Raw genomic sequence first — 20,343 nt, 5'->3', positions numbered from 1 at the left:
TTGCGGTCGGTCTTTTGCGCCTGGCTGGATGGGACAACATCGCTGCCGGGTTGCGGCACCATGCCCGCCATCCCGATCAGGCGCTCGCGCTGGCCTTGACCTCATGAAACCGACAATTCCGGGGCCCTGGTCGTAGTACTCGGGAAAAATCGGGCGGATATGGGGCTCTTCGCAGTTAGCAGTGGCATTGATGCCGGCTGGGTGCGACCCGACGTGACCGTCGAGTGCAGGCCCACCGTACCCGGCGGCGTTGGTTCTCCGGGGTGCGGAATCCGAACGCGATGCGGCCGACGTGCTTGACGATGCGGTTGTAGCCTTCGCTGCGCGCGTTGGACAGGCCGGAGGTGATCGCGAGGATCATCGGTTCCTGCCACGCCGAGATGGTCGCCGCCAGCTTGCCGATCTCCGGGACCCGGTACGCCGCGCAGAACGTGTAGAACCGGTGCAGCGCATCTCGGATCTCGTATCGCAGACCACCACGGTCGGTGCAGCGCAACACATCCCGCAGCATTTCCTTCGCGATCCACGCGGCGGCGATGTCCCCGTGCGGGTCGGCGGAGGTCAGCTTCTCGAACAGTGTCGATCGTTGCTCGTCGGTCAGGCGCTCCGCGGCCCGCAGCAGCCGGCGGCGATTGATCCATTCGACATCGCTCTTGCGGCCGCGCCGACCCCGCTCGGCTTGGGTGCCCCGGCGTCGGACGGTATCGACCATCTCGTTGGCCTTCTTGACCAGGTGGAACCGGTCCACCACCAGCTGTGCGTGCGGCAACGCCTCGCGCACCGCCTTCGCATACACGGACGACATATCGATCGCGACATGGGTGATCTGCGCCTTCCACGTCTCGTCGCGGGCGTCGAACCAGTCGATCACCACCGCGGAGGTGCGGCCGTTGACCTGCGCCAGCAACCCTTGATCGCCGGTCAGATCGACCAGTCCGGTGTCCCACCGGTCCACCCATCTCCGTTCCCCGATCTCGGGGCAAGTTTCCATTTCGCCTTCCCACGTCGGGTCTCGTCGATCCCGAGGACGGCCACCGGTTCGGGTTCGTCGCCCAGGGCGGCGTCGGCGACCACGACGAGGTGGTCGTGGACGGTGTGCCAGGCGCACCCGTAGTCGCCGGCGACCGCGGACACCGACCGGTCCCCGTCGAGGACCGCGTCGGCCAGCAGAATCTTCGCTCGTGGGGTGACCCGTGCCCGGGGCGGCACCCCCGGCGTCGACTCGGTGAACACCTTCCTCCCGCAGGTGATGTTGGTGCACATCCATTTCCGCTTCTTCCATACAAGTAGCGGACGGTCCGGCCCCACCTGGACGTCCCGTGGTCTGGTGGTGACCCAACCCTTTCGAATGCGTGGACTTCTGTCCGCACTCCGGGCAGACCCCGACCCACTGCGGTGCCGTCGCGATCTGCACGATCCGGGTACCGTCGACCGTGCGCTGCACCGATTCGACGACGACGCCGTCGAGATCGAGCAGCAATGAACTACCGTGGTGCATGCCCGCGTTCCTTGCTGTCCTGGATGCCTGAGAACACCCAGCTCACAAGGGCGCTGGCCCTTTTTCAATCACCGACACGGCAGCGGGGTCGGTCGACACCCGCCCCTACCAACTGCGAAGAGCCGGATATGGCTGAGTGCACGCCTCTAGTCTGTGGAACCGAGCGGGAGTGGCCGGTGGCCGGGAGGTGGCGGGGGTTGAGGGCGAGACGAGGCTAGTGCGAGTACCAGTTCGTCCGGGGCCCGAGCTTCAGCTCCCGCAGCAGCCGACCCGACTCTGTGTGCGTGACGACCTGGCCCAACGGGGTGTTGTGCTGAGGTCTTCTGATCTTTTGAGGTCGGAAGTGGTGTGTACTTCGCGCCTCGCTACTCAGCGGGGCCACAGCCCGGAAGCAACGGTCCGGTCCGATCGTCTCGAGTCGCGCGATCCCAGGTGAGTTTCCGAAAACCGTCTGAGAGGCTTCCTGCGCGTTCGGGTGTGCATTTTGACCATCGTCATGCCGGACGGCGGCGAACGGGCCTCTGAGTGCGATTGACCCTGCCGTTTTTCCGGCTCGACCGTCCACTAGGAGTGTCCACTGATATTGTCCAATTTCCCGTAGTCTCAAGTGGACGAATCGGGTCCAGCAGGGTGGAGGGGTATGAAAATCGGGTACGCGCGGTGCAGCACCGTCCGGCAGGACACCTCCGTCCAGATCGGACTGCTCGAGAAGGTCGGCGTCGACCGCGACCGGGTCTACATCGACCACGGCGTCAGTGGCCGCCAGGCGAAGCGGCCCGGACTCGAGAACGCGATCAACGCCAGCCGCGAAGGCGACGAGTTCTGCGTCACCAAACTCGACCGGCTCTCCCGATCCGCACGCGACCTCCACGAGACCGTCGAACGTCTCGCCGCCCGCGGAGTGGCCTTGTCGATCGACGGCAAGGTCTACGACCCGACTGATCCGATGGGAAAGATGTTCATCGGCATACTTGGGCTGATGGCCGAATTCGAGTCGGACCTGATCCGTAGTCGGACCAGGGATGCCATTGCTGCCGCCACCGCAGCGGGCAAGATGAAAGGCCGGACGCACAAGCTCACCCCGGAGGAACGGGCTTACCTGCTCCAAATGTACGAGACCCGACAGTTCAAAATCGAAACACTGTGCAGGAAAACGGGTTTGAAGAGATCGGCGCTCTACAACAACATCGCCCTCGCGCGCACCGAACGAGATGCTCGGGGTGGGTAGGCGTGCGCGGTACCCGAAACGGGCAGCCGGGACTGCGCGCGGATGCAGCCCGTTCCGACGAGGGGGTGGCGTGTCTGCCCTGTTGCCTCATGTCAAGATGCCCGGCAAACCCGATTCGTAGACTCATCTGAGGATGCCCGCGTGACGAGGGCCTTCCGAGCCGGACCCTTCTTGCTCATCGTCACTGCCAACAACTCGGTGGTCAGCGCCTGAATCCCCCGCTGGAGTGCGGCAGGATTCAGCCGATCGTAGTTATCGACCAGGATTGCCTTGTCCTCGACGCCGACGCACGCGTGGCGCTCGGCACGCCGGTGCGGAGTGGTCGCGGTGTCGTACCTCTTGGTCACCTTCGCACCGTCGCGCACCTTCGAGATCAGTTGCTGCTGCGGACAGAAGAAGTTGGCCAACCGCGACTGCAACACCCAAATCCTGTTGAGCAACAACAACTCCGCTTCGGTGTCATAACGGTGATAACCCACGATCGTGCGCACGATTGCCCAGTTCTTCTGCTCGACATGCGCACCATCGTTGGAAGTGCCCGGACGCGACCGAGTGAAGGTGACCTTGCGCTGCTGGCACCATGTCAGCAGGTGGTAGTTGATGAACTCCGACCCGTTGTCCGAGTCGATTCCCAGGACCGGGAACGGCATGACCTGCGCGATCTCGTCCAGCGCGGCGATCACCCACCTGCGGGCCTTGTTGCGCACGCTGCGGTTCTCGGTCCACCCGGTGGCGATATCGGTCACCGTCAGTGTGTAGGCATGATCTCCGACCGCGTTGCCGCCCTCGTGCCCGACCAGGTCGATCTCGACGAACCCCGGGACCGCATCGTCCCACTGCGCCCAGGTACGGATCGGGATCTGCGACTTGAGCAACGACCCCGGCTTGGTGTGACTGCGACCCCGCAACTCGAGTTTCTTCCGTTCCGGGGCCAGACGCCGATCGATGGTCGCGGCCGACATCGATACCAGCAGCGCGGCGGTGGCGTCATCGATGTCCAACTCACCGAACCGACGCAGCCGTGGCACCAGCTCACCCAGGACCGGGGCGAGCCGTTTACCGGCGGGCATCCCCAACACCGCCCAGCAGAAGATCAGTGCCGCTATGACGTTCGGTCCGTACTTCGGTGACCGCGGAGTCCGGGGGCGCACCACCTGCGGTCGCAGCGCGACGCGCAGCGCTTTGCGGGCATGATCTCGGTGCCAACCCGTGGTGGCGCACAATTCGTCCAGGATCCGCGCTTTGCCGGCCTTGTCGGCCCGGGTGTAGCGGGTCGCGATCGTCTTGGTCACGGCTTTGCGTTCGACCATCGTCAATCCCATCCTCCGGCGATAGCGCAACCCCGGACACGTCCTCGGGTGACACGCCGCAGGCGGGCATTGTTGGATGAGTCAACGTAGGGGGCTACGCGGGCACTTTGGATGAGTCAACGCGCCCTCTTGACGCAGGTGGTGTGATGTAGATAACATCGGTAGTGCGAATCGAGCAGACGTCCGAGGACGACAGAGGCTCGTGAAGCAGAGATCCGGCCCGGAGAACGCGAAAGCGTATCGACGGGCCGAACCCCTGTTCAGGGGTGGTCGGGGAGGAGTTCGGTGGGGGAGCGAATCGACGCTGTCATGCGCGACGGCCTGACATTCGACGTGCGTGATCAAGGCCCGATCGACGGCGAACCGGTCGTCCTGCTGCACGGCTTCCCGCAGGATTCGCGGTCGTGGGACGGCGTTGCGGCGAAGCTGAACGAGGCCGGATATCGCACGATCGCGCCCGATCAGCGCGGCTATTCCCCGTCTGCGCGACCGCTGCGTCGGCGCGACTATCGCCTCTTCCATCTCGTCGCCGATGTGGAGGCCCTCATCGCGAAGGCGGGGGGAGGTCCCGTCCACCTCGTGGGCCATGACTGGGGTGCAGCCGTCGCATGGGCGTCGGCCGCGCGGCATCCGGATGTGGTGCGCACGCTGACCGCGGTGTCGGTACCGCACCCCGCCGCTTTCCTGCGGTCGATGATCACCAGCACGCAACTGTTCAAGTCCTGGTACATGTTGGCTTTCCAGTTGCCGTGGATTCCGGAAAGGTTGTTGACCGTCCCCGCGGTGAGCAACGCCGTCCTGCGAAGGACGGGGCAGACGCCGGCTGCCGCCGCGCGCGACGTGGAGCGCATGGGTGATCGCCTTGCGGTCCGGGGCGGGCTGAATTGGTACCGCTCGCTACCGCTGAACGATCCACGCTCGAGTCTCGGCCGTGTCGAGGTGCCCACACTGATGGTGTGGAGCGACGCCGACGTTGCGATCGGGCGCGCCGCGGTCGACGCCAACCCCCGCTATGTCGCGGCGCCTTATCGCCTCAAAACGCTCGCCGGGGTCAGTCACTGGATCCCCGATGAGGTGCCGGACGAACTGGCCGGCCTGATTCTCGGGCACGTCGCGCAGAACTGAGACCTCTACGCGCGCAGTCGCTCCCGGCGGAGTTGCTCGATCTCCGGCAGGTCGAGCGGAGGCAGGGACTCGACGTTCAGCGCGCGGGCGAGCAGGTGGTCGGCGAACTCGGGGTTGCGTGCGAGCACAGGGCCGTGCAGATATGTTCCGTAGACCGAACCCTGCACCGCGCCTTCGTTTCCGTCGCCGACGCCGTTGCCCACACCTCGGGTCACCTTGCCGAGGGGTTTCGTATCGGGTCCTAGTGTCGTTCCGCCCCTGTGGTTTTCGAAACCGGAGACCGGCGCGGTCAGGCCCGGAATGCTCGGGGTGAGGACGATCTCTCCGATCGCCCGGGTCTTACGCGGTGACGTCGTCGCGTCGAGCAGACCCACACCGTCGACGCGCTCGCCGGCCGAAGTCTCGTACCAGTGCCCGAGCACCTGGATCGCCGCGCAGATCGCCAGGACGGGTGCGCCGCGTTCCGCCGCCTTCTGCAGACCTGGGTAGCGCAGAAGGTGGCGTGTCGCGAGGCGCTGTGCCGCGTCTTCGGCGCCGCCGAGTGTGTAGAGGTCGAGTGAATCGGGGACGGGATCGTTCAGACCGATCTCGATGATCTCGGCGTTGTGGCCGCGCATGCGGAGGCGCTGACGCAACACCAGTGCGTTGCCTCCGTCGCCGTAGGTGCCCATGACATCGGGCAGGACGAGGCCGATCCGCACTGTCGACTCAGACATTCGTAGCCCCCTTGGCAATCGCGGTGTTCAGATCCCGGAACGCCGTGTAGTTGGCGAGAACCTCGACGCGTCCGGGAGGGCACGAGGCGATGGCGCGCAGCGGATCCGCGACGAGTGTGTGCTCGACTCCTGCGTATGTCAGCCGCACGGCGAGGTCGGTGCCGCGCTCACCTGCGGCGACCACCTGCACATTCTCGAAGTGTTCGAAACGTACATCCCACAGCCACGACAGGTCCTCGCCGTCCGGCACCTGACCATTGACCGCGATCACCAGGCCGTCGACGGTCGGATCGATCATCGACAGTGCTTCCTGCCAGCCGGCAGGGTTCTTCGCCAGGAGCATGTGGACCGAATGTGGCCCGACCTGCACGGTCTTGTATCGTCCCGCGACTTCTTCGACCACGGATGTCGCTGCCGCAGCCTTCGCGGGATCTGCACCGAGTGCGACGGCGGCGGCGACGGCCTGCGCCGCGTTGCCGCGGTTCGCACGCCCGGGCAGGGTCAGTTTCAAAGGCAGGACGAGCCCGTCGGGCCCGTGGAGATTGTCTTCGTCGACCCACCAGTCGGGCGTCGGACGGGCGAAGTCCGATCCAGTGCTGTACCAGTGGTCGCCGTCGCGCACGATGGGTTCGCCGGTGCGGGGGCAGCTCACCGAGTCGCCGGCCCACCCGGCTCCGGCGGCGACCCACACGACGTTCGGATTGTCGAAGGCAGCGGAGGTCACCAGCACGTCGTCGCAGTTCGCGATGATCGTTGCGTCGGTGTGCCCCTGCAGTCCCGCGCGAAGTCTGCGCTCGATCATGTTGATCTCGCCGACGCGGTCGAGCTGATCACGGGTGAGGTTGAGCAGCACGATCGCTTCGGGCTCCAGCGAATCGGCGACATGCGGCGTGTGGAGTTCGTCGACCTCGATAGCGGCGAGTCGCGCGGTGCGGTTCGCGGCGAGAGCCGACACGATGCCCGCGTCCATGTTCGCACCATCGGGTTGGGTCACGACGGCGTCGATGGTTTCGAGCGCGGCCGCGGTCATCCGCGTGGTCGTGGACTTTCCGTTGGTGCCGGTCACCAGCACGGTGCGGCGCCCGCGACCGAGCTGCGTCATCAGCCCCGGATCGATTTTGAGGGCGATGAGCCCGCCGATCATGGACCCGTTGCCGCGTCCGGCTTTGCGTGATGCCCACGCAGCTGCTTCGGCCGCGCGCAACGCGATGCGCCCGCGAGCCGAGATCCCCGTCGTTGTAGCCACGCGCCGAGTTTTCCACAGCCGTGTTACGGACTCGTACCCTGCCCGATCGGCGCGATGAGGCGCGCTTGCCGATTCTTGTTCGCGCGACGCGGGCGATCGCGCCGATCGGGGTGGATCAGGCCAGAGCTTTCGCTTTGAGGGCTTGGAACTCGTCCTCGGTGATCGTGCCTGAATCGAGCAGTGCCTTCGCATCCGCGATGTGCTCCGCAGGAGACTTCTTTCCTGCGACGTCCCGGATGTAGTCGTCCTGTGCCGACTTGAATTCGGCCGCCTCGCGAGCGGACCGCTTCGCCATTCCGTCGCCGTGCACGATCAGGTACACCAGGGCGGTGAGCCACGGGATGATGAACAGGAAGACGATCCAGATCGCCTTGACCCAGCCGGACTGTTCCCGATTCCGGAACAGGTCGCTGATGATCATCCACAGCATGATCAGGTAAGCGATGAAGGCGAAGCATACGATTATGTACCAGATGATGTCCCAGAATTCCATGCAATTCTCCGTCTACGTATGGACCATCATGTGCACGAACCCAGTTCGGATTTCGACGGAGTATCGCGCTTTTCCGGAATGCAGAACGCGATCGAGTCGAGATGCCATCCGCAGATTACAGCCGGGATTGTCCTGTTGCAGGGGAATGCGAACTCTGAATTCTCCGTTGCCGGACGACGAACGCGTCGGGGCCCCGTCGGGGCCCCGACGCGTTCGGGGGAGCTGATCGTTTCGTCAGCGGTGAGCGCGGTTCACTGCCGAGACGACTGCGCGCAGCGACGCTACGGTGATCGACGGTGCGATACCCGCACCCCACACCAGAGCGGTAGTGCCGTCGGGACGCGTCACGTCCGCTTCGACGAATGCCGCGGCATTGGCGTCGTCACCGGCCGACATCGCATGCTCGGCGTAGCCACGCACCGCCACCTGATAGCCGAGGGATTCCAGGCCGTCGACGAATGCAGCCAGCGGTCCGTTGCCGGAACCGGTGATCTCCTTCTCGACGCCGTCGACCTTCAGCAGAGCGACCACGGTGTCCTCACCGTCGTCGGTCTCGGCTGCGGTGACCTTCTGCTTGATGCGCTCGAGCGGCGTGATGGGTGCCAGGTACTCCTCGTTGAAGATGTCCCACATCTCCTTCGGGCTGACCTCGCCTCCTTCGCCGTCAGTGACCTTCTGCACGGCCTGCGAGAACTCGACCTGGAGCCGGCGCGGCATGTTCAGCCCGTGGTCGTGCTTCATGATGTACGCGACGCCGCCCTTGCCGGACTGCGAGTTCACGCGGATCACGGCCTCGTAGCTTCGACCGACGTCCTTCGGGTCGATCGGCAGGTAGGGAACCGCCCAGATGATGTCATCGACGTCGGCGCCCGCGGCATCCGCGTCGGCCTTCATGACGTCCATGCCCTTGTTGATGGCGTCCTGATGGCTGCCGGAGAACGCGGTGTAGACCAGGTCGCCGCCGTAGGGGTGACGCTCGGGGACGGGCAACTGGTTGCAGTACTCGACGGTGCGCCGGATCTCGTCGATGTCGGAGAAGTCGATCTGCGGGTCGACGCCGCGGCTGAACATGTTCAGGCCCAGCGTCACCAGGCACACGTTGCCGGTGCGCTCGCCGTTTCCGAACAGGCAACCCTCGATGCGGTCGGCGCCGGCCTGGTAACCCAGCTCGGCCGCGGCAACTCCGGTGCCCCGGTCGTTGTGCGGGTGCAGCGACAGGATGATCGAGTCGCGCTTGGCCAGATTCCGGTGCATCCACTCGATCGAGTCGGCATAGATGTTCGGCGTCGCCATCTCGACGGTGGCCGGCAGGTTGATGATGACCGGGTTCTCGGGGGTGCCGCCGAGAGTGTCCACGACCGCGTCGCAGACCTCCTTGGCGTATGACAGTTCGGTGCCGGTGTAGGACTCGGGGGAGTACTCCCACCGCCAGTTCGTATCCGGGTAGTTCTTCGCCGTCTCGATCACCAGCTCCGCGGCATCGGTGGCGATCTTCTTGACGGTGTCCTTGTCGGCCCTGAACACGACGCGGCGCTGCAGGATGGACGTCGAATTGTAGAAATGCACGATCACGTTCTGCGCGCCTATGCAGGCCTCGAAGGTGCGGGTGATCAGCTCGGGCCGCGACTGCGTCAGCACCTGGATGGTGACGTCATCGGGGATTGCGTTGTCCTCGATGATCTCCCGGACGAAATCGAAATCGGTCTGGCTCGCCGACGGAAATCCGACCTCGATCTCCTTGTAGCCCATGCGGACCAGCAGATCGAACATGCGGCGCTTGCGTGCCGGGCTCATCGGGTCGATCAGCGCCTGGTTACCGTCGCGCAGATCGACGGCGCACCAACCCGGAGCGCGGTCGATGATCTTGTCGGGCCACGTGCGGTCGGGCAGCGAGACGGGCTCCACCTCGTCGGCGAAGGGCCGGTACCGATAGGTGGGCATGGACGAGTTCTTCTGCTTGTTCCACGATGCCTGGTCGGCGGGAGCAGGCTTGCTCGGCGGTGTGATGTTGCGCGAACCGGAAGTGAAAGCGTCGGCGGGTGACATGACGTACTCCAAGAAAAAGGGGACTTGTGAGTCCAGATCAGGATATCGACCGGCGCGACGAAACCCCGCGACGGGAGGCCGGTCTGGTCAAATCCCGCCGCGGCGGCCGAGAAGAAGCGCACGCTGCATGTCAAGCAGTGTAACGCGCAAGACCGCTCTTCGCCCGCGGGGTTGTCCGTAGGCGGTGCGGCGACGCCTCGTCGAGATCGCCATCGCCGGAGATGAGCGGTTAACGGGGATGTGTTCGTGACCCGATCGAAATCAGCGCTTCCCGCATGTTCGCACCACGACGCCTTATTGTGCTCGTAGATAACTCTAGTATCACCAGTCACATTGGTATCAGGCGAGGGGCAAGGGGTGCGTTTCATGCGGTCTTCGAGGAGGGCGGCCGTCGTGGGCTGCGCCCTTGTCCTCGCACTGGGGTGGACGGTGCCGCTTGCCGCGCAAGCGGGTGCCGAACCATGCGGCCACGACAGCCCCGGTGGGAGCGGGCTCGGTAGCGGAGGTTTCGGTAGTGGGGGTTTCGGTAGCGGTGGTAGTGCCGATCTCTTGCCCGGAACGCCGAAAGACCTGTTACCGGACCTGGGGCCAGGGCCGACGCGGGCCGTCGCATGGGTCACCGGACCGCGTAGCGACAACCGGACCGACACGCGATTCTCCGTTTCGGGTACCGACCTGGCGATCATGTGGGACAACGGCGCAGCCGGACCGGACCGCAGGATTCTCATGGCGTTCGGCGACACCTTCGGAGACTGTGCCGCCCCCGGTGAACAGTGGCGGCACAACATCCTCATGCGCAGCGCAGACGCGAGCCTGGCCGACGGCATCGACGTTCCCGACCCGGTTCCCGGCGATATTCACGCCGGTTCGCCCGTGGATGCGCATGCTCCTGATTTCTCCCGTGAGCTGGTGGGGGCGCTCGGAATCGAAGGGATCGAGAAGACGGTGATCCCCACCGCTGGGATCGCCGTGGACGGCGTGCAGTACATCAACTTCATGTCGGTGCGCGCCTGGGGCGATCACGGCGAATGGTGGACCAACGCCTCCATGATCGGCACCTCCGTCGACAACGGCGAGACCTGGCACGTCGACCCGGCCACCGCGCGACTGAACGTGCCCCTCGACATTCCGGGCGTCCAACAGTTGTCGGTGGGCAACGCCAACTTCCAACAGCACGCGTATGTACGGTACGGCGGCTATATCTACGACTACGGGACGCCGCAGGGCAGGTTCGGCGCTGCGTTCCTCTCGCGCGTGCCCGAGCACCGGCTCCTCGACCTCGCCGCGTACGAGTACTGGACCGCGGACGGATGGATACCGGGTGATGTCGATCGTGCTGTGCCGATCGTTCCGGGCGCGGTGGGCGAGCTGTCGGTTCATTTCACCGGCGACCGATTCGTCATGCTCTACGGCGACGATGCCGACGGCGCGATCGAACTGCGGACCAGCGCATCGCCCGAGGGGCCGTGGAGCGAGCCTCGCCCGCTCGTGACGCGGGATCGGGCCGGGGGTCTGTATGCGCCGTTCATCCATCCGTGGTCGACCGGTGACGACCTTTATTTCACGGTCTCACGCTGGAGCGATTACAACGTCATGCTTTTGCACACGACCGTATCCGGATAGGGCGAGGGCTGCGCAGGCCGTCGGCATCGGTAAGCTTGCTTCCTGGACTTGTACCCAAGACCCCGGAGGTTCGCCAGCGTGGCACTCGTCGTCCAGAAGTACGGAGGATCGTCGGTCTCGACGGCCGAACGGATCCGGCGCGTCGCTGAAAGGATCGTCGAGACCAAGAAGGCGGGCAACGACGTCGTTGTGGTCGTGTCGGCAATGGGCGACACGACCGATGAACTCCTCGACCTCGCCCAACAGGTCTGCCCGGCCCCGCCCGCACGTGAGATGGACATGCTTCTCACCTCCGGTGAGCGCATCTCCAACGCCCTCGTCGCGATGGCAATTCACTCCTTCGGCGCCGAAGCCAGGTCCTTCACCGGCTCGCAGGCAGGTGTCATCACCACCGGCAGCCACGGTAAGGCGAAGATCATCGACGTGACGCCCGGTCGCGTGCGGACTGCGCTCGACGAGGGCAGCATCGTGCTCGTCGCCGGATTCCAGGGCGTCAGTCAGGACAACAAAGACATCACGACGCTCGGTCGTGGCGGATCGGATACCACCGCTGTCGCTCTTGCCGCCGCGCTGAACGCGGACGTCTGCGAGATCTACACGGACGTCGACGGCGTGTTCAGCGCCGACCCGCGCATCGTCAAGGATGCGCAGCGGCTCGACAAGGTCTCCTTCGAAGAGATGCTCGAACTCGCAGCATGTGGGGCCAAGGTCTTGATGCTGCGCTGCGTCGAGTACGCCCGCCGCTACAACGTGCCCGTGCACGTTCGTTCGTCGTACACCACCAAGCCCGGCACCCTCGTGACCGGATCGATGGAGGACATCCCCGTGGAAGAAGCCCTGATCACCGGCGTTGCACACGACCGCAGCGAGTCGAAGATCACCGTTGTCGGACTGCCCGACACGCCCGGCTACGCCGCGAAGGTGTTCCGCGCTGTCGCCGACGCCGAGATCAACATCGACATGGTGCTGCAGAACATCTCGAAGGTGGAGACCGGCAAGACCGATATCACCTTCACGCTGCCGACCTCCGACGGTCCGCGCGCCGTCGAGCTGCTCAGCAAGCGTCAGGACGAGATCGGCTTCACCCAGGTGCTGTTCGACGACCACATCGGCAAGGTGTCGCTCGTCGGTGCGGGTATGAAGAGCCACCCCGGCGTGACCGCCAAGTTCTGCGAGGCATTGGCGGATGCCGGCATCAACATCGACCTCATCTCGACCTCCGAGATCCGCATTTCGGTGCTGGTCGATGACAACGAACTCGACGACGCGGTGCGTGTACTCCACGCCGCGTTCGAACTCGGCGGCGAGGAAGAAGCCGTCGTGCACGCAGGGACGGGACGGTAAGCCATGACAACCATCGCTGTAGTCGGTGCGACCGGGCAGGTCGGCATCGTCATGCGCACCCTTCTCGAGGAGCGCAACTTCCCGGCCGACAAGGTGCGGTTCTTCGCGTCGGCGCGTTCTGCTGGCAAGAAGCTCCCGTTCCGCGGGGAGGAGATCGTCGTCGAGGACGCGGCCGCGACTTCCGACGAGGACTTGAAGGGCATCGATATCGCCCTGTTCTCTGCCGGCGCGACCCTGTCGCGTGAGCAGGCTCCGCGGTTCGCGGCAGCCGGCGCGACCGTCGTCGACAACTCGTCGGCGTGGCGCAAGGATCCAGAGGTTCCGCTCGTGGTGAGCGAGGTGAACCCGGAGGAGGCGAAGAACCCGCCGAAGGGCATCATCGCAAACCCGAACTGCACGACGATGGCTGCGATGCCGGTTCTCAAGGCCCTGCACGACGAGGCGGGTCTGCAGCGACTGGTCATCTCGAGCTACCAGGCGGTGTCGGGTAGTGGTATCGCAGGCGTCGAAGAACTCCTCGGCCAGGCGCGCGCCGTCATCGGAGACGCGGAGAAGCTCGTGCACGACGGCAGTGCCGTGGAATTCCCGGCGCCCGACAAGTACGTCGCGCCGATCGCGTTCAACGTTCTCCCGATGGCCGGGGCGATCGTCGACGACGGATCCGGTGAGACCGACGAGGACCAGAAGCTGCGCAACGAGTCGCGCAAGATCCTCGGTCTTCCCGACCTGCTCGTTTCGGGGACATGTGTGCGCGTCCCGGTCGTCACCGGTCACTCGCTTTCGATCAACGCGGAGTTCGAGCGTCCCGTTTCGCCCGCTCGCGCGCAGGAGGTCCTCGCGTCTGCTCCGGGGGTCAAGCTGGTCGATGTGCCGACGCCACTCGCCGCTGCCGGTGACGACGTGTCGCTGGTCGGTCGTATCCGCCAGGATCCGGGAGCCCCCGAGGGACGTGGGCTTGCGCTGTTCGTGTCGGGCGACAACTTGCGGAAGGGTGCTGCGCTCAACACCATTCAGATTGCGGAGCTTCTGGCTCGGTAGACTGCTGCGCGTATTTCGAGCGAACGGCACCTTCGATCGTCACGATCGAGGGTGCCGTTCCTCGTTCCGGGGGTGCTGTCACTCGAACATGCGATAGATCGCCTCGACGACAACTGCGGGGCGTTCGCTGTCCTCGAGTTCGATCACGCCCTCGATGACGATCTGGACGCCGCCTTCGGGCAGCTCCGTGAGTGATTTCAGGGTTGCGTCGAGTCGCACCCGCGCGCCGGCCGGTACCGGGTTGGTGAATCGAACTTTGTCGAGGCCGTAGTTGAGTGCCAGCGTCACGCTGTCCACCTTCAATACCTCGTACCACATCGGGATGATCAGCGAGAGTGTCAGATACCCGTGTGCGATCGGTCCGCCGAACGGGCTTTCCTTCTTCGCGCGGTCGGGGTCGATGTGGATCCACTGATGGTCGTCGGTGGCGTCGGCGAAGGTGTCGATCCGATCCTGTCCGACGGTGATCCAGGAGCTGAGGCCGAGGGGTCTGCCGACGTATCCGGCGAGTTCGGCGAGGGTCGAGACGTGTGTACCGGTGGTTTCAGTGGATGTCATCGGGACTCCCTTACTGCTCGGTATTGCTGTGCGCGTAAGCGATTCTGCTCTGTGTGCCACTGTTTGGCCCCGGGTTGGGTCTCGAATGGGTCTCGGCACCCTGCGGCACCGTAGGTAGAAGATAAAAACAGTCTGGACTGTTTGTTGATTTGCCGTTACGCTCGGTATCGTGATCCACGACACTGTAGCGGCGGGCTCGCGAACTCAAGCGCAACGCACCGCAGCGACGCGCGGGAAGTTGCTCGACGCGGCGGTCGAATCCCTCGTCGAACTGGGGTATTCGGGCACCAGTACTCACGGCATCGCCACGCGGGCCGGGGTGTCGCGTGGAGCGCAGCTCCACCACTTTCCGACCAAGGAATCGCTGGTCGTCGCGGCTGTGGAGCATCTGGTCGACAAGCGCCTGGTCGAAATCCTCGAAGCCGAGCCGGATCCCGAAGTCGGGATGGAAACGCTGATGGATGCGTTCTCCGGGCCGCTGTTCGATGCCGCGCTCGAACTGTGGGTGGCAGCGCGCACCGATCCGGCATTGCACACCGCGATGGTCCCACTGGAGCGCAAGGTGTCGGATGCGCTGCGCTTGGGATTGATGGAGATCATGGGTGACCGGATGAGCTCCGAGTCGATCGATCTCAGTATCGAGCTCGCTCGGGGGCTGGCGGTATCGGCTCTGATGCGCACCCCCGAAACCGATCGTGAGTTCCGGAAGCGGCTGCTTCCGGCGTGGAAGGCTCTGGTGATGAAATGAAATCTGGCGATGCGACCGGCAGGAAAACGCTCCCTCGGCACGTCCGTACGCTCATAGTCGGCGCGGGGTTCGGTGGTATCGGGATGGCCGCCACGATCTTGCGTGACGATCCCGCCGCTGATGTCCTCGTGGTCGAACGCGGCGACGATGTCGGCGGGACCTGGCGGGCGAACACGTATCCCGGTGCTGCATGCGATGTTCCGAGTGCTCTGTACTCCTTCTCGTTTGCGCCGGAGTCCGAGTGGAAGCGGGCACACGGTACTCGGGCCGAGATCTACGCGTACCTCCGCCGGGTATCGGGCGAACTGGGCGTCACGCGGCGCACCCTGTTCGGGTGTGAGCTGCGCGATGCGCAGTGGGACGGAGAGCGAGCGCGATGGGCGGTGTCGACCTCGCGTGGCGACCTCACCGCCGACGTGCTCATCGTCGCGACAGGCGCCCTCTCGACCCCCACCCTGCCCAAGGTCCAGGGCCTGGAACTCTTCCGCGGGAAGATGTTCCACTCCGCAGAGTGGGACCACGACCATGACCTGACCGGCACACGGGTCGCGGTGATCGGTACCGGAGCATCGGCCATCCAGTTCGTTCCGGAGATCGTCGGCGAGGTCGACCGCCTTACGCTCTTCCAGCGCACCGCATCCTGGGTGATGCCCAAGCGTGATCACGCGATCGCTTCTCCGGTTCGATCGCTGTACCGCCGCTTTCCTCTGATCCAGAAGGCCGTGCGCGGTGCCGTGTACGGCCAGAAGGAGATGTATGTCATCGGGATGACGAAGCCCCTCGCGCGGAAGTACGCGCTGCCGCTGTTCGAGAAGCGCGCCCGTTCGGTCCTACGCAAGCAGGTACCTGATCCCGAACTACGCAACCGTCTCACGCCGGACTTCGCCATCACCTGCAAGCGAATTCTGCTGTCCAACGACTGGTTTCCGGCAATCACCCGTCGTAATGTCGAGGTCGTCTCGTCGGCGCTGACCGCGGTGACCGAAAACGGAGTCGTCGACGCTGCAGGCAACGAGTACCCCGTCGACACGATCATCTTCGGGACAGGTTTCACTCCCTCCGAACCTCCTGTTGCGCAGCATATCCGAGGTGAAGACGGGCGGAGCCTCGCGGACGTGTGGAGCGGAAGCCCCTCGGCGCACCTGGGAATCAGCATCAACGGCTTTCCGAACCTGTTCCTCATGTACGGCCCGAATACCAATCTCGGGCACAGCTCCATCGTGTACATGCTCGAATCCCAGGCCGCGTACATCGCCGATGCGCTGCGCGTCATGCGCGTGCGCTGCCTCGATGCGGTGGAGGTCAGAGCCGACGCGCAGCGCCGTTACGCCGAAGAACTCGACCCGATGCTGGCAGGCACGGTCTGGAACACCGGTGGCTGCAGTAGTTGGTACCTCGACAAGACCGGCCGGAACTCGGTGATGTGGCCGACCTTCACCTGGCACTACCGTAATCGGACCAGGGAGTTCGATGCAGAGAACTATGCCCTGCGGGCCACGAACTCGGGAGTACGAGCATGACCCATTACGACGTCCTCGTCATCGGATCCGGATTCGGTGGGAGCGTCTCCGCTCTGCGTCTGACCGAGAAAGGTTACCGGGTCGGAGTTCTCGAGGCAGGCCGTCGCTTCGCCGACGACGAGCTTCCGAAAACCAGCTGGAGGCTCCGCAAGTATCTGTGGGCACCTGCGATCGGATGTTATGGCGTGCAGCGTATTCACCTCCTACCGGACGTACTCGTCATGGCCGGAGCCGGAGTCGGAGGGGGCTCGCTCAACTACGCGAACACCCTCTACCGTCCGCCGTCACGGTTCTTCCAGGATCCACAGTGGGGGCACATCACCGATTGGGAGACCGAACTCTCGCCCTATTACGAGCAGGCCTCGCGGATGCTCGGGGTGCGTGAGAACCCGAGCGTCACCCCTGCCGACGAGGTGATGCGGAAGGTCGCCGACGATATGGGCGTGGGCGACACCTTCGGTCCGACTCCGGTCGGTGTCTTCTTCGACGAACCGGGCAAGACCGTCCCCGACCCGTTCTTCGGCGGAGCGGGCCCCGAGCGCACAGGATGCACCGAGTGCGGCAGCTGCATGACCGGGTGCCGCGTAGGTGCCAAGAACACCCTGGTCAAGAACTATCTCCATCTCGCAGAGCGTGCGGGCGCGCGGATCCATCCCCTCACCACCGCGACACGGGTCACGCCCCGGTCGGGTGGCGGCTACGAGATAGAGACACGCAGCACGAACGGTATCCGTAAGCGTCGCAAGACTTTCACCGCTGATCAGGTCGTGGTCGCGGCAGGAACCTACGGCACCGCGCGTTTGCTCCTCGCGATGCGTGAGGGCGGCGATCTCTCCCGGTTGTCGCCGAGGCTCGGTCGTGTCGTTCGGACCAATTCCGAGGCGGTACTCGCAGCAACGGCGCAGAGTCGCGATGTCGACTACACCGAAGGAGTTGCGATCACCTCATCTTTCCACCCGGACGATCACACCCACATCGAGCCGGTGCGATACGGAAAGGGCAGCAACGCGATCGGACTTCTGCAGGCGCTCCTCGTCGACGGCGGGGGAAGAGTACCGCGGCTGGCGAAGTTCGTCGGTGTGGCGGTCCGTAATCCGCGAGCGTTCCTACGCAGTCTGTCGGTGCGACGATGGTCCGAACGCACCGTCATCGCGCTCGTGATGCAGACCGACGACAACTCCCTCGAACTTGCCAGCAGGCGAAGCCCGCTCGGACACGGTGTCACCAGCAAGCAGGGTCCCGGGAATCCGCCACCGGAGTGGATCCCCGTCGGGCACGAGGCGGTCCGGCGGGTGGGCGACGAGATCGGTGGTGATCCGGGTGGATCACTGCTCGATCTCGTGAACATCCCCATGACCGCGCACTTCCTCGGCGGTTGCGTGATCGGTGACTCGCCCGAGACGGGTGTCGTCGATCCCTATCTGCGCGCGTACGGGCACGAAGGCCTTCATGTGGTCGACGGCTCCGTGGTCACCGCGAATCTCGGCGTCAACCCCTCGCTCACCATCACCGCCCAGGCGGAGCGAGCAATGGCGTTGTGGCCGAACAAGGGCGAGGACGATACCCGGCCCGAGCTCGGGGCGCCCTATGCGCCGGTGAAACCTGTGCATCCGATTCGACCGGCTGTGCCAGCAGAGGCACCCGGCGCGCTGCGCCTACCTCTTTTTCCGATACGACGTGAGGAGACGGCCGGTGCTGTGGAGCGTTCCTGAAAGCGACGACGGACGGACGGACTGGCCGGCGTCGCCACCGCCACCGTGGCCGGCGAGCGTGCGCGCCACCCTGTGGTGGCACCGCAGTACTCCTGCGGCCCGTGAATACGGTCCCGGAGGGCCGATCGTGCCGATGACACTGGCGATGATGGTCAACTACCTGGAGTCCCCGGTCGGTCCCTATCGGGAGATTCTGGCCAGCCCGGTTCTTCGCCGGGGTCCGATCCCCGCGATGGCAGTACCGTTCATCGCTGTCGATTCCGAACCGTCGGTACACGGTGGCCGTGAGCATTGGAAGTTGCCGAAGGTGCTTGCCGAATTCTCGGGGGACGTTCTCGGAGACCTCACCGCTGTCTCGGAGGGCTGGAAGGTGCGGACTTCCGCGTCACCGCGCGGGCCGCAGCTTCCGATCGTCGGGGGACTGTCGTTCGCGCAGCCGGACGGGGACGGCGCACTGTGTCGCGCGTCTGCGCGTTTGCGTGGCCGTTTCCGGTATGCGCGGGTCACGGTGGAAGTCGAGGGGCCGACGCTGGATCGTTGGCTCCGGCCGGGCACCCATCACGGAATCGTCATCACTTCGGGTTCGATGGCGACAGGGCCTGCGCGTATCGAGCGATGACAGGAGGCCTCGATCCGCGTGACCGGCCATGGTGAACACTGGAGGGCATGAGTGACCCCACCTTCGAAGCCGGTATCGACGAGATCGTAGGGGAGGACTATTCGGATGCTCGCCTGCCGCGGCAGGAGTGGCGTCGTCAGGAATATGTGGGCTGCACATTCCACGATGCGGACCTCTCCGGGCTCGGGACGGAAGCGGTCACCTTCACCGACTGCGATTTCACAGGTGCGGATCTCACCGGGTCGACGCACTCCGGCTCGGCGTTCCGGAACTGCACATTCGAGTACACGCAGTTGCGCGGCAGCACCTTCCGGAACTCGACGTTTCTCGGCTCGGTCTTCCGGGACTGCCGAATGCGGCCGATGACCTTCGACGAGGTCGACTTCAGTCTGACCTCGCTCGGCGGTGTCGATCTCCGGAAGGCCGACCTGAGCGGTTGCCGACTACGGGAGGCGAACCTGGTCGAGGCGGATCTGCGGGAAGCGCTGCTCGTCGGCGCAGACCTCAGTGGTGTGCGCGGTGGCGGGTTGCGACTCGACGGAGCCGACCTGACCGGTGCACGAGTCGACGCGATGCTCTGGGTCTCGGCGAGCCTGCGGGGTGCGAAGATCGATTTCGGGCAGGCGCTCGCGTACGCGGGGGCGCAGGGCCTTCAGGTCGTGCAGGGCTGAGGCCGGCGCGGTTCGCTCAGGACGGTTCCCGCGGTGTGAGCCCGCCGAGTTCGATGACGTACTCCTGCGTGGCCTCGTCCCAGGTGACCGAGTAGGTCGTGGGGTACGCGCCCGACTGCTGGTAGGCGGCGGGCTGTGGCAGGTCCTCGTGCAGATCCGGCTTCGACGTGAGCCATTCGCGGGTCATCATCGGCTCGATGAACACGACCTGCCCGTCCCACGTCCCGTGCAGCACGGTTTCGGTGAAGTGGTGATCGTGTTCGCCGGTGTCGAGCCAGTGCAGCCCCATACCTGGAACCGTGCCCAGGAGCGGATCGTCGCCGGCGGCGTAACCGTCCGGTAGATACCGGGGATCGGGAAGTCGAGTGGAAGCCTCGATGTACCCCGGCGTCAGCGGATCGATCGCTCTTCTGGCCGCGGAGTCGATCAAGTAGAAGTGCACGTCGATGTGGGGGATGTCGAAGCCGTGCTCGGGGTTGTGGCCGTGCGAATTCCAGTCGAGGGTCACGTGATCGAAGATGGTGGTCGCGGCTTGTTCGGGTAGTGGCAGGACGTACTCCTGCGTGGTCGGCAACATCCCGATCGGAAGCTCATCGAGGGCGGCGGCGTCGAGGCGGACACCGACCGAGGTCGGAGCACGGTCGTCGTCGAACGCGACATAGGTATGTGCGTTGCCTGCCCCGACCGAGATCTCGTCGGCGCTGACGACTCCCGATATCCCGCCTGCGTGCGCAGAGGGGGAGGTGGCCACGAGGAGCGCGCATGCCACAGTGACGAGCAAGGGCGAGCGTGATCGAATGGCCATGGTTCTCCTGTGATGCATGCGGCTGGTGATTCGGATGGTATTT

Annotated in this window: 17 protein-coding genes and 1 pseudogene; 10 read left to right on the top strand and 8 right to left on the bottom strand. The window is 65.0% G+C overall.

Features of this window, described 5'->3' with window-relative positions; genetic code table 11:
• Positions 1-175: 175 nt before the first annotated feature.
• Positions 176-1,544 (bottom strand): annotated as a pseudogene (locus MWU77_RS23450) (ISL3 family transposase).
• A 594-nt stretch (positions 1,545-2,138) separates the two neighbouring features.
• Here MWU77_RS23450 and MWU77_RS23445 point away from each other — a divergent pair.
• Positions 2,139-2,726 carry a recombinase family protein gene (locus MWU77_RS23445; protein ID WP_247274905.1) on the top strand — a complete coding sequence of 196 codons (588 nt, stop codon included), beginning with the start codon at positions 2,139-2,141 and terminating at the stop codon, positions 2,724-2,726.
• Between the two features lie 92 nt (positions 2,727-2,818).
• Here the strand turns inward: MWU77_RS23445 and MWU77_RS23440 are convergent, their stop codons facing one another.
• On the bottom strand, positions 2,819-4,048 hold the full coding sequence (locus tag MWU77_RS23440; RefSeq protein WP_169690689.1) for a DDE-type integrase/transposase/recombinase: 1,230 nt from the start codon (positions 4,046-4,048) through the stop codon (positions 2,819-2,821).
• 297 nt (positions 4,049-4,345) lie between these two features.
• On the opposite strand from MWU77_RS23440, the gene MWU77_RS23435 reads away from it, so the two are divergent.
• Positions 4,346-5,161, top strand: coding sequence for an alpha/beta fold hydrolase (locus tag MWU77_RS23435; protein WP_247274909.1), 816 nt, complete (start codon positions 4,346-4,348; stop codon positions 5,159-5,161).
• A 5-nt stretch (positions 5,162-5,166) separates the two neighbouring features.
• On the opposite strand, the gene MWU77_RS23430 is transcribed toward MWU77_RS23435, so the two are convergent.
• The 4 genes from MWU77_RS23430 to leuA form a co-directional block, all read right to left on the bottom strand.
• A complete protein-coding gene (locus MWU77_RS23430) occupies positions 5,167-5,877 on the bottom strand; it encodes a type 1 glutamine amidotransferase (RefSeq protein ID WP_247274904.1) in 711 nt (236 codons plus the stop codon).
• Complete coding sequence (locus tag MWU77_RS23425) at positions 5,870-7,123, bottom strand: Mur ligase family protein (RefSeq protein ID WP_247274903.1); 1,254 nt, start codon at positions 7,121-7,123, stop codon at positions 5,870-5,872. The genes MWU77_RS23430 and MWU77_RS23425 overlap by 8 nt, the downstream gene beginning before the upstream one ends.
• A 115-nt stretch (positions 7,124-7,238) precedes the next feature.
• Entirely contained in the window at positions 7,239-7,616 is a 378-nt protein-coding gene (locus MWU77_RS23420) for an SHOCT domain-containing protein (RefSeq protein ID WP_247274902.1), read from the bottom strand.
• A gap of 234 nt (positions 7,617-7,850) precedes the next feature.
• Entirely contained in the window at positions 7,851-9,662 is a 1,812-nt protein-coding gene (gene leuA / locus MWU77_RS23415; protein WP_247274901.1) for a 2-isopropylmalate synthase, read from the bottom strand.
• A gap of 366 nt (positions 9,663-10,028) precedes the next feature.
• Between leuA and MWU77_RS23410 the strand changes: the two genes are divergently transcribed.
• From MWU77_RS23410 to MWU77_RS23400, 3 genes are all read left to right on the top strand, one after another.
• Complete coding sequence (locus MWU77_RS23410) at positions 10,029-11,285, top strand: DUF4185 domain-containing protein (protein ID WP_247274900.1); 1,257 nt, start codon at positions 10,029-10,031, stop codon at positions 11,283-11,285.
• Positions 11,286-11,363: 78 nt separating this feature from the next.
• Positions 11,364-12,629 carry an aspartate kinase gene (locus MWU77_RS23405; protein ID WP_169690681.1) on the top strand — a complete coding sequence of 422 codons (1,266 nt, stop codon included), beginning with the start codon at positions 11,364-11,366 and terminating at the stop codon, positions 12,627-12,629.
• A gap of 3 nt (positions 12,630-12,632) precedes the next feature.
• Positions 12,633-13,667 carry an aspartate-semialdehyde dehydrogenase gene (locus tag MWU77_RS23400; RefSeq protein ID WP_169690680.1) on the top strand — a complete coding sequence of 345 codons (1,035 nt, stop codon included), beginning with the start codon at positions 12,633-12,635 and terminating at the stop codon, positions 13,665-13,667.
• Between the two features lie 78 nt (positions 13,668-13,745).
• On the opposite strand, the gene MWU77_RS23395 is transcribed toward MWU77_RS23400, so the two are convergent.
• Entirely contained in the window at positions 13,746-14,225 is a 480-nt protein-coding gene (locus tag MWU77_RS23395; protein WP_169690679.1) for a MaoC family dehydratase, read from the bottom strand.
• A gap of 169 nt (positions 14,226-14,394) precedes the next feature.
• On the opposite strand from MWU77_RS23395, the gene MWU77_RS23390 reads away from it, so the two are divergent.
• The 5 genes from MWU77_RS23390 to MWU77_RS23370 are packed head-to-tail and all read left to right on the top strand — an operon-like array spanning position 14,395 to position 19,495.
• On the top strand, positions 14,395-14,973 hold the full coding sequence (locus tag MWU77_RS23390) for a TetR/AcrR family transcriptional regulator (protein ID WP_169690678.1): 579 nt from the start codon (positions 14,395-14,397) through the stop codon (positions 14,971-14,973).
• Positions 14,970-16,493: an NAD(P)/FAD-dependent oxidoreductase gene (locus tag MWU77_RS23385; RefSeq protein ID WP_247274899.1), complete on the top strand. Its 1,524-nt coding sequence runs from the start codon at positions 14,970-14,972 to the stop codon at positions 16,491-16,493. The genes MWU77_RS23390 and MWU77_RS23385 overlap by 4 nt, the downstream gene beginning before the upstream one ends.
• On the top strand, positions 16,490-18,205 hold the full coding sequence (locus MWU77_RS23380) for an FAD-dependent oxidoreductase (protein ID WP_247274898.1): 1,716 nt from the start codon (positions 16,490-16,492) through the stop codon (positions 18,203-18,205). The genes MWU77_RS23385 and MWU77_RS23380 overlap by 4 nt, the downstream gene beginning before the upstream one ends.
• Positions 18,189-18,824, top strand: coding sequence for an acetoacetate decarboxylase family protein (locus MWU77_RS23375; protein ID WP_247274908.1), 636 nt, complete (start codon positions 18,189-18,191; stop codon positions 18,822-18,824). The genes MWU77_RS23380 and MWU77_RS23375 overlap by 17 nt, the downstream gene beginning before the upstream one ends.
• A gap of 47 nt (positions 18,825-18,871) precedes the next feature.
• Positions 18,872-19,495 carry a pentapeptide repeat-containing protein gene (locus tag MWU77_RS23370; RefSeq protein ID WP_247274897.1) on the top strand — a complete coding sequence of 208 codons (624 nt, stop codon included), beginning with the start codon at positions 18,872-18,874 and terminating at the stop codon, positions 19,493-19,495.
• Positions 19,496-19,511: 16 nt separating this feature from the next.
• Here MWU77_RS23370 and MWU77_RS23365 read toward each other — a convergent pair whose 3' ends face one another.
• Positions 19,512-20,300 (bottom strand): DUF5602 domain-containing protein, encoded by a 789-nt coding sequence (locus MWU77_RS23365; RefSeq protein ID WP_169690674.1) that lies wholly within the window; start codon positions 20,298-20,300, stop codon positions 19,512-19,514.
• Between the last annotated feature and the right edge of the window lie 43 nt (positions 20,301-20,343).

Origin of the sequence: Rhodococcus sp. F64268, from assembly GCF_023015605.1 — a bacterium.
Taxonomy (GTDB): Bacteria; Actinomycetota; Actinomycetes; order Mycobacteriales; family Mycobacteriaceae; genus Rhodococcus.
Note: the sequence above shows the minus strand (reverse complement) of the source record. Positions and strands in the feature narration are given on the sequence as shown.

Excerpts from the sequence above, each read along its gene's own strand:
- MWU77_RS23395 (WP_169690679.1), bottom strand. The coding sequence starts at position 14,225 with ATGACATCCACTGAAACCACCGGTACACACGTCTCGACCCTCGCCGAA.
- MWU77_RS23380 (WP_247274898.1), top strand. The coding sequence starts at position 16,490 with ATGACCCATTACGACGTCCTCGTCATCGGATCCGGATTCGGTGGGAGC.
- MWU77_RS23410 (WP_247274900.1), top strand. The coding sequence starts at position 10,029 with ATGCGGTCTTCGAGGAGGGCGGCCGTCGTGGGCTGCGCCCTTGTCCTC.
- MWU77_RS23420 (WP_247274902.1), bottom strand. The coding sequence starts at position 7,616 with ATGGAATTCTGGGACATCATCTGGTACATAATCGTATGCTTCGCCTTC.
- MWU77_RS23445 (WP_247274905.1), top strand. The coding sequence starts at position 2,139 with ATGAAAATCGGGTACGCGCGGTGCAGCACCGTCCGGCAGGACACCTCC.
- MWU77_RS23435 (WP_247274909.1), top strand. The coding sequence starts at position 4,346 with ATGCGCGACGGCCTGACATTCGACGTGCGTGATCAAGGCCCGATCGAC.
- MWU77_RS23440 (WP_169690689.1), bottom strand. The coding sequence starts at position 4,048 with ATGGGATTGACGATGGTCGAACGCAAAGCCGTGACCAAGACGATCGCG.
- MWU77_RS23385 (WP_247274899.1), top strand. The coding sequence starts at position 14,970 with ATGAAATCTGGCGATGCGACCGGCAGGAAAACGCTCCCTCGGCACGTC.
- MWU77_RS23400 (WP_169690680.1), top strand. The coding sequence starts at position 12,633 with ATGACAACCATCGCTGTAGTCGGTGCGACCGGGCAGGTCGGCATCGTC.
- MWU77_RS23370 (WP_247274897.1), top strand. The coding sequence starts at position 18,872 with ATGAGTGACCCCACCTTCGAAGCCGGTATCGACGAGATCGTAGGGGAG.
- leuA (WP_247274901.1), bottom strand. The coding sequence starts at position 9,662 with ATGTCACCCGCCGACGCTTTCACTTCCGGTTCGCGCAACATCACACCG.
- MWU77_RS23430 (WP_247274904.1), bottom strand. The coding sequence starts at position 5,877 with ATGTCTGAGTCGACAGTGCGGATCGGCCTCGTCCTGCCCGATGTCATG.
- MWU77_RS23365 (WP_169690674.1), bottom strand. The coding sequence starts at position 20,300 with ATGGCCATTCGATCACGCTCGCCCTTGCTCGTCACTGTGGCATGCGCG.